Consider the following 12699-nt stretch of genomic DNA (forward strand, 5'->3'; position numbering starts at 1 on the left):
CCGCGGTCTACCTCCCGACGAGCTGGACGAGGACCTGCGCCGCGGGCTCGATGACGTCGAGCAGCGGGCGGGGGAGGACCCCGATGAGCAGCGAGAGTGCCAGCAGCGGCCCGATGGCCCACAGCTCGGCGGGACGCAGGTCACCGAAACCGGCGGAGGCGCCCTGGGTGGCGCCGGTGAAGATGCGTTGCAGCGCCCGTAGGAACAGGGCGGCGGTGATGAGGATGCCCAGCAGCGCGACCGCGGTGACCGGTGCCGCGGCGATGCTGCCGGTGAAGATCTGGAACTCGGCGATGAAGCCGGACAGGCCGGGCAGGCCGAGCGAGGCGAACGCCCCGACGGCGAACAGCGCCGCGAGCCTGGGGGCAGGGTCGGCCAGACCGCCGTAAGCGCCCATGTCGTAGGTGCCGGCCCGATCCCACATCACCCCCGCGACGAGGAACAGGGCGGCGGTGACCAGGCCGTGGCTGACCATCTGGGTGACGGCACCGGTGACCGCCACGGACCGCGCCTGGGCGGTGTCGCCGGCGACGATCCCGGCGGCGCCGACGGCCAGCACGACGTAGCCCATGTGGTTGACCGAGGTGTAGGCGACCATGCGCTTGAAGTCGGTCTGGGCCAGCGCGACCAGGGCGCCGTAGACGACCGACACGATGCCGACCACGACGATCACCCAGGCCCAGGCCCGCCACGCCTCGGGCAGCATCGGCATCGCGATCCGGACGAACCCGTAGGTGCCCATCTTCAGCAGGACGCCGGCCAGGACGGCCGAGCCGATGGCGGGTGCGTCGGTGTGAGCCGGCGGCAGCCAGGTGTGGAACGGCACCGTGGGCGTCTTGACGGCCAGCCCGAGCAGGATCGCGGCCAGCACCAGCGCACCGGCGGTCGACGACCCCGTCAGCGGGGTCTGCTCGGCCAGGTCCACCATGTCGAAGGTGTGCGGGTCGGCGGCGACGTAGAGACCGATGAAACCGGCCAGCAGGGCCAGGGAGCCCAGGAAGGTGTAGAGGAAGAACTTCAGCGCCGACCGGCCGGCGTCCCCGTGGCCCCACCCGGCGATCACGAAGTACATGCCGACGATGGACAGGTCGAAGAAGAGGAAGAACAGGATCAGGTCGGCGGCGACGAACAGGCCCAGGCTCACGCTCTGCAGGAACAGGAACAGCGCCGCCTGGGTCCGAGGTCGGTCGTTGCTGCGCAGCGCGAAGACCGCGCAGGCCAGGAAGACCACCGCCGTCATCGCCACCAGGGGCAGGGACAGCCCGTCCACCCCCACGTGGTAGCTGCTGTTCACCCCGGGGATCCACTGCGCGCGCTCCTCGAACGCCAGCCGACCCGCGACCGGTGGCTCATAGGCCAGCCACAGCGCAGCGACGAGGGCCAGGTCGACGGCGGCCACGGCCACCCAGGCCCACCGTGCCGCCCCGTCGCCCAGCCGTGGCAAGGCCATGAGGGCCAGCGCGGCGGCCAGGGGCAGGAAGACGATCAGACTGAGCACGTTCACCTCACCGTGAGCAGGAGCAGGACGCCGACCGCGAGGACCGCGACGGCCTGGACGTAGTAGTGGTGCAGCTGCCCGCTCTGCGGGCGTCGCGCCAGCCGGCCGGCCTGGCGCACCCGTGCCGCGAGCTGCTCCACGGCGCCGTCGAGCCACCGGTCGTCCGCACGCCTGGCACGCTGCGCCGCTTCCACGCTCACGCGGGAGCCGGACTCCACGGCGCCGTCGAGCACCTGGTCGTCGAACCTGGCCGCCCGACGCGCCAGAGCGAGGGTGCCCGCTGCGGACCCGGTCACGGCCCGGTCCAGGACGTGGTCGTCGAAGCGCCCCAGCACCTGTGCCAGCGCCAGGGTCGGCCGGACGAGCAGCTTCCGGGTCACCGGTTCCAGACCGAGCCAGTCACGCGCCCATACCGGCTGGGGTGCTGGACGCCACCAGACGAGCGCGAGCACGGCCAGCGCGATCCCCGCCGAGGCGAGCATCTCCACGGGGGTGGGGTGCAGCGGTTCCTCGCCGAGCGCGCGGGCGAGGGTGTCGCCCACCGGCGGGAGCGCGAGCAGGCCCAGGACCAGCGCACCCACGGCGAGCACGACCATCGGCGCGTGCTCGAGCACTCCGACGCGGCCCGTGCCGGGCTCCTCCTCGTCGACGTGCCCCTCGACCAGGGCCCGCTCCGCGGCAGGCACGTGCCGCCACAGGACGACCAGGATCTTGCCGGCGTAGGCCGCCGACAGGGCGGCAGCGGCCAGTCCCACGGCATACAACCAGGGTGAGCGCGCCAGGGCCGCGGCCAGGACCGCGTCCTTGGTCGCCCACAGGGCCAGGGGCGCGACCCCGGCCAGCGAGAGCACCCCGAACGTGCTGGCCCACCCGACCAGCGGCCAGCGCCGACCCACCCCGCGCAGGCCGGTCAGGTGCTTGGTGCCCAGCGCGGTGAGCCAGGCACCGGCGGCCAGGAACAGCAGCGCCTTGGTCGAGGCGTGCGCCACCAGGTGTGCCGCGCCGCCGCTGACCGAACCCAGCCCGGCGCCCATCACCACGAAACCGAGCTGGGCCGAGGTGGAGGCCGCGAGCAGCTGCTTGAGGTCCCGCTGGGCCAGCGCCACGGCGCCGAGCAGCAACGCGGTCACCGCGCCGGCCCAGGCCGCGGCCGGCGCGGCCCAGCCCGTGGAGGCGAGCAACGGCTCGGTCCGCAGCAGCAGGTAGCCGCCCATAGCGACCATCGCGGCCGAGTGCAGCAGCGCACTGACCGGACTCGGGCCCTCCATCGCCCGGGACAGCCAGAACGAGAACGGCAGCTGGGCCGCCTTACCCAGCGCCGCGACCACGACACCGGCCGCCACCACGTGCCGCCACCCCTCACTGCTCTCGGGCAGGTCGGCCAGCGCCAGCCCGGCTCCGCCGGCCAGGGCCGCGCCGGCTGCGAGGTAGAGACCGACGTCCGCCGCGCGGGTGGTCACGAACGCGGTGATCCCGGCGGAGACCCGGTGCTGCTCGCGCCACCAGAACCCGATCAGCGCGAACGACGTCGCGCCCATGACCTCCCAGGCGAGCAGCAGCGCTGGCAGCGTCTGCGCGGTGGCCGTCAGGAGCGCGCTGGAGGCGAAGATGAGCATGAGCCCGTGGAACCGTGCCTGCGACCGCCGGATCTCGCCGGCCGAGAAGAGCAGTACAAGCAGGGTGACGAACGTCACGGTCGGCACGACCAGTGCCGAGAGCGCGTCCACGCCGAGGGCCAGGTCGCTGCCGGCCATGAAGGGCACCGACACCTGCGGTCGGGCCAGGGCCACGAGCAGCGACAGGGCAGCGGTCAGGCCGGCTGTGGCCAGGGACATGGGCGCCGCGGCACGTTCGAGACGCGAGAGGGCCAGGGCGCCGCCGACGACCGCGGGCATCAGCACGAGCAGCCAGAGAGCGGCCTGGGCCATCGACGGGCTCATCGGGTCAGGTCCGTGGCCATGTCGGTCATGTCGGCCTGCCGTTCCCGGTGCAGCAGGGTCGCGACCGCGAAGCCCATGGCCATCTCCAGGGTCATCGCCGCGATCACCACCAGGAGCAGGACCTGCCCGGTGGGGGCGGGCGCCAGGAACCACCAGAACCCGGCAGCGGCCAGGATGACCGCGTTGATCATCAGCTCCAGGCCCATCATCACCATCACCACCACCTGCTGGGAGATCGCGCCGTACAGGCCGACGGAGAAGATGGCGGCGGCGATGAGGAGGGTCGCCTCCAGGGTCATCGGCCCACACCTCCGCGCTGAGGGTCCTCGGGGGTGCGCTGCTTCAGGTCGTCGCCGAACCGGTCGTACCGGGTGCGGTGCGCCGCGAGCACGACGCCGGCCACGATGGTGGCAACCATGACCGGGCTGATCACGGCCATCACGAGCATCTTCGGGCCCATGAGGGCCTCGCCGAGGGACACGGTGACCTCCGGTGGTGGGCTGCCGCGGCGGGTGGGCCAGTCCACCAGCAGGATGCCGGCCGCCAGCACCAGGAAGGTAAGGACCGCTGTCGCGACGGCGGTTCTGTTGCTGTGGACCATGCTCATCGGCGTCAAGGCGGGATTCATGCCCATGAACATGACCATGTAGACGGCCATGATGGCCATCTCCATGACCATCATCAGGATGGTCACCACGCCGACGTAGTTCTGCTGCAGGAACAGCACCTGCAGGCCCACCGCGACGAAGGACAGGGCCAGGGCGTACGTGGCGCGGGCCATCGAGTCGACGTAGAAGACCGCGGCGCCGCTGATCACGGCGACCAGCCCGAGGCCCCAGAAGGCGATGTCTGCGACCACGGTCAGGCCCTCCAGACGGCGATGACGGCGACGAGCAGGTCCTGGACAAGCACGGCCGGGAGCAGCACCATCCAGCCCACCTCCATGAACGTGTCGGGCCGGAAGGCCGGCAACCGCCGCCGCAGCCAGACCAGCAAGGAGAGCACGGCCAGCATCTTGACCACCACCCAGGCCCAGTCAGGCAGCAGCGGACCAGCGCCCCCGCCGAGGAACATCGGCACCGAGAACGCCGCACCGGCCGCCAGCAGGGCGTAACGACCCGTCTCGAACACCAGCCCGTCCACCCCGGACAGCTCTGCCCGCACACCGCCGGCGATGTCGCTGCCCAGCGCCGGGGCGAACGGGCCCCACACCGAGAAGGCCGCGACCCCGAGCAGGTAGACGAGGAAGGCGACCGGCATCCACACCGCGAACCACAGCCCGTCCTGGACCGCGGCGACCGTGCCCACGTTCAGGCTCTCCGCGGCGATCGCCGGAGCGACCAGCGCAAACATCAGCGGCAGCTCATAGCCCAGCCCGTGCGCCAGGAACCGGTAGCCCCCCACCAGCGAGTGCACCGAGTTGGCGCCCCACCCGGTCAGCCACACCAGGGCCCAGACCAGGACGTCCATGGCGTTGAACCACATGACGCCAACGCCCAGGTCGAAGATCGTCCACCGCCCCAGCGGGATCACCGCCACCATCAACGCGGCCGTGACGACCAGCCCTGCCCCGCCGACGCGCCACAGCAGGGTGTCGGCCTGCACGGTGGTGCGACGCCGTTGCCGCATCAGCCGCGCGGCCTCGCCAAAGGGGCGCGCCGCCCCGCTCGCGCCAACGCCCGGCCCGCCGCCGGAGCGTGCCGACAGGGCGCCGTCGAGCATCCCTGCGACGAGGACCAGGGCACCGAGGATGGCCACCGCACCCAGCGCCCAGCCGGGCGCCACTGTCACGACTGGGGAGTCCGGCACGCCTGGGCTCTGCACCAACGCCAGCTCACCCATGGGCCGCCTCGTGCTGGGCGTGGTGGGCCCGCAGCTCGTGAAGGTCGAGGCTGGCCAGGACCAGACGTGCAGCCGCGAGGTCCAGTCCGACGACCAGCGTCCCCAGGTGCCCGGCGAAGGCAGCCGGGCGGTCGCCGAGCCGGGAGGCCGTGGCCGCACGGTCCACCATGCGGACCAGCCTGTCGTAGGTATCGCCTGCGGAGTCCGCGGGCAGCCCCTGGTGGCGGACCTCCTCCTCGGTCAGCGGACCCAACCCCCGCAACGACCAGCGCAGCAGCCGCGAACGACGCACCCGGCGCTGGAGCCGCTCAAGGCCCCTCAGGTCCACCGGTCCGTCCCCGGCCCCCAGTGCCACCTCGCGGAGCCTCCGTGCCTGGGCCGCGGCATCCTCCCACCCCGCCAGCGCCAGGACGGAGACAAGGTTGTCCAGACTGCGGGCCCGGGCGTCGGCCTCGTCCCCGGCCTCCTCCTCGGCGCCGAGCACCTCAGCGCGTGCCTCGGTCACGACGTCCCCCTGCAGCGAGCAGTGCAGCACCAGTCCTGCCGGCCAGTAAGGCAGCACCGGGCCCAGCCGGACCTTCAGGACGTCCATCTCCAGACCGTCCCGGTCCTCCCCGCCCCCCGCCAGAGGGATCCCGCCAGGGGACATGTCCATGCCGTCGTGGCCGCCGTGACCTCCGTGGTCGCCGTGGCCTTCGTGTCCACCGCCTCCACCGTGGCCTTCGTGCCCCTCTGCGTTCTCATGGGCGTCGGGCTCCTCGGGACTTGCAGGGTGCCCATGGTGTCCCTGGTGCGCGTCGTGATCCTCGGTCGGAGAAGTTGGCGCTGCCTCGGCGTGCTCCTCGTGACCGGCATGCTCCTCGTGACCGGCATGACCCTGGTGCTCGCTGTCAGCATGACCTGAGTCGTCCGCTACCGGCTCAACGTGGTGGTCGTGGCCACCGTGCGCGTGTTCGGTCTGACTGTCGTGAGAATGGCGTGCGAGCAGATCGTCTGATCTGGGTCGGTCCACCGCGTCGTGCCGGTGGCGGTCGGGGGCGAGGAGGAGTGCGTGTGCCTCGTCGAGGACGGCCGCGACGTCCTCGTGCCGAAGGGCCTGGACGAGCACCCGCGGCCCTGGCATCTGGTGCCACAACTGGTCGACGGCCTCGCTGAGCCGTGGCCCGGGAGTGCCGCACACAACGAGAACGTCAGCGTCTGCCGGGGAACGGGCCACTTGCCATCCACGCGCGAGCACCGCGCGCTCGGCCACCATGCGCGTCCGTCCCCATCCGGGCACCTCGACCAGCAGGGCGTGCGCGTACCGCGCGGCCACGCGCGAACTCGCCTCGCTCAGACCCATCGCAGGGCACCTTCCCGCCACGCCCAGAGGACGGCGACGAACAACGCAGCAAGGAAGAGGAACATCTCGACGACCGCCGTGGTGCCGATCTCGGCGACGACGACGGCCCAGGGGTACATGAACAACATCTCGACGTCGAAGGCGAGAAAGAGGAGGGTCGCCAGGTACCACCGCACGTGGTACCGGGACAGCGCGTGCTGCTCCGGGATCCAGCCCGACTCGAACGGGAGCACTTCGAGGGGATCCGGCGTAACCGCCGTGCGCCGGTGCAGCCCGTACAGCAAGAACACGGGTACGACGGCTGCGACGGCCATCACGACGACACCCAGGTACATGGACCTCCCTCCGGCGCCCTAGATCCTGCCCGGCAGTCACGGATCTGTCGACCGGAGGCCGGCCGAACGGTGCTTCCGACCGGGCACCGTTGCGGCTGCCACGCGCAGGAATCAGCACGAGGGCTCAGGAGGACTGTCACAGAACTGACACAGCGGGAGAAGACAGTCCATCGTCGCTGGTCAAAGCCCTGTAGGCGCGATTCCCGCCGCCTCCACGAATGTGTCTCACGCTGTGCAGGGCCTCTTCAATAGGGCTGCATCCGCGCAACCGCGCGGATTTTGTCCCTTGTATTATGTGCCTTGGCTGCCGCCAAATCGACCAGGATGTCCGGTTTCACCCGACGATCTGGCACACAGCTGTCACAGAAACTTGCGCTCGGCACGGTGGGTAACTTGCGCGTCAAAGAACCCGACGGGGACGAATGGCGGCCCGTGCAGCTCGCAAACGGCAGGGCCCGCGCCGTCCCACGGCAGCAGTTCCACTACTAGAGGGTTCGCCTCTGCGAAGCGTGGGAGGAGTGGGGGGCTGCGCGTCAAGGAACCCAATGGGCCATTTTCGCGTTGGCGGTGTGGCCCACAGTCACCGCGAGGGTGCTACATCTCGTCTGTGACAGGGCCGCTGGCAGAAGTCGGCGGATCACTGGGTGGGAGTGGCCAGAGTTCCTTGGTCAGCCCCGCGTCTGCCTGCGGAACGGTGCAATCCACAGCGTGTCAGGGGGTCTCGGACGGCCGCCCTTGCCTTTGCGTAATCAGGTGCCGCAGACCAGCTTCGGTTCGTAATGCAGCACCTGTTTGCCATGGGGCGATGATGCCCCTGGATCGAGATCGTTGGAGTCCGCACGGACTAGGTCAAGGATCGATGCGCACATGTCCTCGACGGGTTGACGGACGGTGGTGAGCGGGGGATGGGCGAAGGCGGCCGGCCCGATGCCGTCGAAGCCGATCACACGGAAGTCCTCAGGGACGCGGATGCCGTGGCTGCGCAGTCCCGAGATCAGACCTAGGGCGATGATGTCTGCCGCAGCTACGAGAGTCGCGTTGTGGGTCCCCTCCGCGATGAGTTGCTCAGCCGCAGTGATTCCCCAGGCCAGCGAGAAGGTCCCGAGCATGGTGCGGGCGCCGGGGAAGTGCTGCTCGAAGCCTTGCAGGCGCTCTCTTGCCGACGATGACTTTGCGCCGGCTCCAACGAAAATGACTTCCTTTGCTGGTGGAGCGGTCGTGAGGATGTGTTCGGCGATGAGGTCCATGCCGTATCGGTTGTCGCAGCCGACAAACGTCGCCGGGGCTCCTTCGACCCTGCGGTCGAACTGAATCGTCAGAGCCTTCGAAGATGCAAACTGGACGGTCTCCGCGCTTTGCGCTTCGTCACATGCGATGATCACGACGGCGTGGACCTGTCGTCCGAGAAAGGCGCGAACGCCCTCAGCCTCGGCCTCCACCGACCCTCCGGCGCTGGAGACCAGTAGCTCGAAGCCTGCGGCTCGCATCGTACGGCTCATGTGTTCGGTGAGGGATGCGAAGAACGGGTTCTCCAGGTCGGGCACGCTCAGACCCACGACGGGGTGGCGCTGCTGGCGCAGTGCCCGCCCCAGGAGGTTTACCTGGTAGTTGAGCTCCGCGGCGCTGGCCATGACTCGGGATCGCAACTCCTCGGACATTGGGCGAGTACCGCTGAGGGCCCTGGACGCCGTCGCAAGAGAGACCCCTGCGTGGGCGGCGACGTCCTTGATGGTGACCCGCTTGTCAGGCATCCACCCCTCCTTGCCTCGTTCTGTCGTCACCCCTTGCGCCTCTGTGTCTCGTGACCGGATCGTGACCGAATCTAGCGAGGAGACCTCTTGCCAAGGGGGGTGGTGGACAGGCTAACGTGTCCCCACCCGCTCGGTAAACGTTTTCCGAGGATCCCGCATGGAGGCATCATGACAACGACCAGTCCCCGTCTCACCGCCCTCGCCGCCGCAGCACTGGCTACGACGCTCCTGGCTGCATGCAGCACCGGGAACGAGGAGCCGACCACCCCCGACGCCGCTGCAGGGAGTGAGAACGGCTCGTCCGACTCCTGCACGATCGGCATGACGCAGATCAACCAGACCGCGATCTTCTTCACCCAGATGAACGAGGGCGCCCAGGAGGCCGCTGACGAGCTCGGCTGTGAGCTGACGATCGCCAACGCCAACAACGACTCCGCACGGCAGAGCAGCGACATCGAGAACTTCGTCAGCCAAGGTGTCGACGGCATCATCGTCGTGGCCATCGACGTCAACGGCGTGGGGCCCGCGGTCGACGCTGCCCGCGACCAGGACATCCCGGTCGTTGCCATCGACGCACAGCTCGACAACGTGGACACGTTCGTGGGTGTCGACAACGAGGCCGCCGGCAAGGAGGCGGCCGAGTGGTTGATCGAGAACGGCATGGCCGAGGGCAAGAGCTACGGCGTGGTGGACGCGAAGAACTCCTTCATCCAGAACCAGCGCGAGGACAGCTTCCGCGAGGTGATCGACGCCGCCGGTGCCGAGTACACCCAGAGCGTCAACGGCGACAACGTGCAGGAGAAGGCCGCGACCGCGGCCCAGAACCTGGTCACCGCCCAGCCTGACCTCGACTTCGTCTACACCACGGGGGAGCCGGCCACGGTCGGTGCCGTCTCGGCGCTGAGCCCCGACAGCGACACCGTGATCGTCGGCTGGGACTTGACCAAGGAGGTCATCGCTGGCATCGACAGCGGACTGGTTCATGCCGTGATTCAGCAGAACCCCCGTCAGGAGGGTGTGGAGGCAGTCACCGAGCTCAAGGCGATCCTCGACGGAGCCGAGCCCAAGGGGTTCATCGACGTCCCGATCGACATCGTGACCCAGGAGAACGTCGAGGAGTACCGGGCGATCTTCAACTGATCCCCATCCCGATGCGTAACGACCCGGAGGTTGAACCCATGACACCCACTGCTCGCGTAGAGATGGTGGACATCCGCAAGAAGTTCGGTGCCCTGTCGGTGCTCAGGGGAGTCAACCTCCGGGTCGCCCCCGGTGAGGTCATCGGCCTCGTCGGTGACAACGGCGCCGGCAAGTCCACCCTGATGAAAATGCTGGCTGGGGCTGTCACGCCCGACTCAGGCCGCATCCTCGTCGACGGTGAGGAGATGACCGGTTCAGGTCCGCGGGCCGCTCGCTCCGCGGGCATCGAGATGGTTTACCAGGACCTGGCCTTGTGCAACGACCTCGACGTCGCGGCCAACCTGTTCCTGGGCCGGGAGATCTACCAGCCGTGGAGCCGCCGCCTCGACCACGGACGCATGCATGCGGAAGCTGCTGAGGACCTCAAGAAGCTGCACATCCGGATCTCGGACACCTCCCAGGAGGTGGGGAACATGTCCGGAGGGCAGCGGCAGGCGATCGCCATCGCCCGGGCGGTCACCTTCGACCCCAAGGTTCTGGTGCTCGACGAGCCGACCGCTGCACTGGCGGCCAAGGAGGTCGAGATGGTGCTGCAGCTGATCCGCGACGTCTCAGCGCGCGGCGTCAGCGTCGTGCTCATCACTCACCGCCTGCAGGACCTCTTCGAGGTGTGCGACCGCTTCGTGGTCCTGTACGAGGGCGTGCTGCACCGTGAGCTCGACCCCGCCGAGACCGATCTGACCGAACTGGTCACCGCCATGATGGGAAAGTGAGCGCCTCGTGACGACCACCACCAGCACCGTGCCCACCGCAGGAAAGCGCGAGCGACACCTCTTGACCTTCGTCAGCCGCCACTTCGGCGTCCTGTCGATCACTGTCGTCTTCGTCCTGCTCTTCCTCTTCTTCTCCGTTCGTGCGGACGCCTTCCTCACCGCCGACAACCTCGTCAACGTCATGCGCCAGATCGCGCCCACCGTGATCGTCGCAATGGCCATGACCTTCGTCATCACCACCGGCCAGATCGATCTGTCGGTGGGCTCCGTGCTCGGCCTGTCCGCCGCGCTGCTCGGGATGTGGGCAGCCACCGGCAAACCGCTGGTCGCCCTGCTGGGCACGCTCGTGCTCGGACTGGTCGTGGGGATGGTCAACGGTGCCCTTGCGGCCTACGGCCGCATGCAGTCCTTCATCGTCACCCTTGCTGCACTGACGGCCTTCCGCGGTTTGGCACTTTTCGTCACCGAGGGATACAGCACGCCGATCGAGTCGACCTTCCTCCTGCCGATCGGGCAGGGAAAGCTGCTGGGGCTCTACACCCCGACCTGGATCGCCATCGCAGCCGTCGCCCTTGCCTGGTACGTCTTCAACCACACCCGGTTCGGCCGATACGTCATCGCGGTCGGTTCCAACGCCGAGTCCCTTCGTCGTGCCGGCGTTGACATCCGCAAGATCCAGATGGGCGTCCTGGCGCTCACCGGGTTCGCGGCCGCACTCGCGGGCGTCATCACCGCCGCCCGCCTGGCCAGTGGGTCACCGAACTCGGGCACCATGTTCGAGCTCGAGGTCATCACGGCCGTCGTGCTCGGTGGTACCAGTCTGATGGGAGGCCGGGGTTCAGTCATCGGCTCGGCCATCGGCGCCCTGACCCTGGGCATCATCAGCAACGGCCTGGTCCTGCTGCGCGTCGACGTGTACTGGGTGCCGATCGTCCAGGGGCTCATCCTGGTCTTGGCCATCTTGATGAACACCAAGCTCTTTGGACGGTTCTCCGGGACACGGAAGTGACCACCGCCGAACCTGCGTCCGCGTCGGCCAAGGCACAGGTCGTCACCGTCCGGGGGCCGATCCCCGTCCACGACATGGGCGTCACCCTCACGCACGAGCACGTCCTCAACGACGTCACGTCCTGGGCACACACCACCAGCTCGCGCGGCTGGGACCCTCAGGCGTACGCCGGGCACCCCGTGTCCGAAGACATCCTGTGGGACCTCAGACACGACCCCTTCGGCAATCTGGACAACTGTCGCCTGGATGACATCGACGTGGCGATCGCTGAGGTCGAGCGTTACCGCGGCCTGGGCGGGTGCACCATCATCGACACGACCAGCATGAATTCCGGGCGACGGCTGCGCGACCTGCGCACGGTGAGCGAGCGCAGCGGCGTGCACATTGTCGCCGGCACCGGCTACTACCTCGCGCCGAGTCACCCGCCTCAAATGCAACATCTTGACGCCCACGCCATCGCCGCGCAGATCCTGGACGACCTCCAAGAAGGTCACGGTGGCGCCCGGCCCGGGATCATCGGCGAGATCGGTGTCGGCGCCGAGTTCCCCGAACCTGAGCGACGCAGTCTTGCCGGGGCCTTCCTCGCCCAGCGAGAGGTTGGTCTACCGGTGCAGGTGCATCTGCCGGCCTGGTTCAGGCGGGGTCATGAGGTGCTCGACGTCGCCGAGGCGCACGGCGTGCCTCCCGAGCGGGTCGTGCTGTGTCACATGGGTCCTTCAGGCGCCGACCTGGCCTACCAGGAGGAGCTGCTACGCCGAGGTGCATGGGTCCAGTACGACATGATCGGCATGGAGGTCTTCTACGCCGACCAAGGCGTGCAATGTCCCTCCGATGAGGAGAACGCCGCTTGGCTGACGCGCCTGGTCGAGCGCGGGTGGATCGATCAGCTGCTCATCTCCCAGGACATCTTCCTCAAGTCGCTCCTGCGCGCCCATGGTGGCCCGGGTTACGGCCACATCCTTCAGTACTTCGTTCCGCGCCTGCACCGACACGGACTGACCCCTGAGGTCACCGACCGGTTGCTCGTCCATAACCCCCAAGCCCTGTTCATGGGCAGATCCACCTAAGA

At 68.9% G+C, this 12699-nt stretch carries 13 protein-coding genes; 5 read left to right on the forward strand and 8 right to left on the reverse strand.

The features are described from left to right. Nucleotides 1–7 precede the first annotated feature (7 nt). The 6 genes from K330_RS0103580 to K330_RS24000 are packed head-to-tail and all read right to left on the reverse strand — an operon-like array spanning nt 8 to nt 5872. Complete coding sequence (locus K330_RS0103580; RefSeq protein WP_029202278.1) at nt 8–1498, reverse strand: complex I subunit 4 family protein; 1491 nt, start codon at nt 1496–1498, stop codon at nt 8–10. Nucleotides 1499–1500: 2 nt separating this feature from the next. Continuing rightward, a complete protein-coding gene (locus K330_RS0103585; protein ID WP_202804492.1) occupies nt 1501–3438 on the reverse strand; it encodes a proton-conducting transporter transmembrane domain-containing protein in 1938 nt (645 codons plus the stop codon). Further along, entirely contained in the window at nt 3435–3737 is a 303-nt protein-coding gene (locus tag K330_RS0103590; RefSeq protein WP_022920490.1) for an NADH-quinone oxidoreductase subunit NuoK, read from the reverse strand. The genes K330_RS0103585 and K330_RS0103590 overlap by 4 nt, the downstream gene beginning before the upstream one ends. Beyond that, entirely contained in the window at nt 3734–4297 is a 564-nt protein-coding gene (locus K330_RS0103595; RefSeq protein ID WP_022920491.1) for an NADH-quinone oxidoreductase subunit J, read from the reverse strand. The genes K330_RS0103590 and K330_RS0103595 overlap by 4 nt, the downstream gene beginning before the upstream one ends. Before the next feature lie 2 nt (nt 4298–4299). Further along, nucleotides 4300–5229, reverse strand: a complete 930-nt coding sequence (locus K330_RS0103600) for a complex I subunit 1 family protein (RefSeq protein ID WP_229665759.1) — start codon at nt 5227–5229, stop codon at nt 4300–4302. 43 nt (nt 5230–5272) lie between these two features. Then, nucleotides 5273–5872, reverse strand: coding sequence for a hypothetical protein (locus tag K330_RS24000; protein WP_229665758.1), 600 nt, complete (start codon nt 5870–5872; stop codon nt 5273–5275). Nucleotides 5873–5941: 69 nt separating this feature from the next. On the opposite strand from K330_RS24000, the gene K330_RS24005 reads away from it, so the two are divergent. Continuing rightward, nucleotides 5942–6184 (forward strand): hypothetical protein, encoded by a 243-nt coding sequence (locus tag K330_RS24005; RefSeq protein ID WP_022920494.1) that lies wholly within the window; start codon nt 5942–5944, stop codon nt 6182–6184. A gap of 428 nt (nt 6185–6612) precedes the next feature. Here K330_RS24005 and K330_RS0103615 read toward each other — a convergent pair whose 3' ends face one another. Continuing rightward, complete coding sequence (locus K330_RS0103615) at nt 6613–6957, reverse strand: NADH-quinone oxidoreductase subunit A (protein WP_022920495.1); 345 nt, start codon at nt 6955–6957, stop codon at nt 6613–6615. Nucleotides 6958–7706: 749 nt separating this feature from the next. Continuing rightward, nucleotides 7707–8708, reverse strand: a complete 1002-nt coding sequence (locus K330_RS18955; protein WP_022920496.1) for a LacI family DNA-binding transcriptional regulator — start codon at nt 8706–8708, stop codon at nt 7707–7709. A 168-nt stretch (nt 8709–8876) separates the two neighbouring features. On the opposite strand from K330_RS18955, the gene K330_RS0103625 reads away from it, so the two are divergent. The 4 genes from K330_RS0103625 (at nt 8877) to K330_RS0103640 (ending at nt 12697) form a co-directional block, all read left to right on the forward strand. After that, nucleotides 8877–9848 carry a substrate-binding domain-containing protein gene (locus K330_RS0103625; RefSeq protein WP_040657634.1) on the forward strand — a complete coding sequence of 324 codons (972 nt, stop codon included), beginning with the start codon at nt 8877–8879 and terminating at the stop codon, nt 9846–9848. 65 nt (nt 9849–9913) lie between these two features. Continuing rightward, nucleotides 9914–10621, forward strand: coding sequence for an ATP-binding cassette domain-containing protein (locus K330_RS0103630; RefSeq protein ID WP_202804493.1), 708 nt, complete (start codon nt 9914–9916; stop codon nt 10619–10621). 7 nt (nt 10622–10628) lie between these two features. After that, nucleotides 10629–11630 (forward strand): ABC transporter permease, encoded by a 1002-nt coding sequence (locus K330_RS0103635; protein ID WP_022920499.1) that lies wholly within the window; start codon nt 10629–10631, stop codon nt 11628–11630. Continuing rightward, nucleotides 11627–12697, forward strand: a complete 1071-nt coding sequence (locus K330_RS0103640; RefSeq protein ID WP_022920500.1) for a phosphotriesterase family protein — start codon at nt 11627–11629, stop codon at nt 12695–12697. The genes K330_RS0103635 and K330_RS0103640 overlap by 4 nt, the downstream gene beginning before the upstream one ends. The last annotated feature ends 2 nt before the right edge of the window (nt 12698–12699 follow it).

The sequence above is a fragment of the Ornithinimicrobium pekingense DSM 21552 genome (genome assembly GCF_000421185.1).
GTDB classification, from domain to species: Bacteria; Actinomycetota; Actinomycetes; order Actinomycetales; family Dermatophilaceae; genus Ornithinicoccus; species Ornithinicoccus pekingensis.

Coding starts and splice junctions, on each gene's coding strand:
- K330_RS0103590 (WP_022920490.1), bottom strand. CDS start 3,737: ATGACCCTGGAGGCGACCCTCCTCATCGCCGCCGCCATCTTCTCCGTC.
- K330_RS0103615 (WP_022920495.1), bottom strand. CDS start 6,957: ATGTACCTGGGTGTCGTCGTGATGGCCGTCGCAGCCGTCGTACCCGTG.
- K330_RS0103585 (WP_202804492.1), bottom strand. CDS start 3,438: ATGAGCCCGTCGATGGCCCAGGCCGCTCTCTGGCTGCTCGTGCTGATG.
- K330_RS24000 (WP_229665758.1), bottom strand. CDS start 5,872: ATGGACGTCCTGAAGGTCCGGCTGGGCCCGGTGCTGCCTTACTGGCCG.
- K330_RS18955 (WP_022920496.1), bottom strand. CDS start 8,708: ATGCCTGACAAGCGGGTCACCATCAAGGACGTCGCCGCCCACGCAGGG.
- K330_RS0103625 (WP_040657634.1), top strand. CDS start 8,877: ATGACAACGACCAGTCCCCGTCTCACCGCCCTCGCCGCCGCAGCACTG.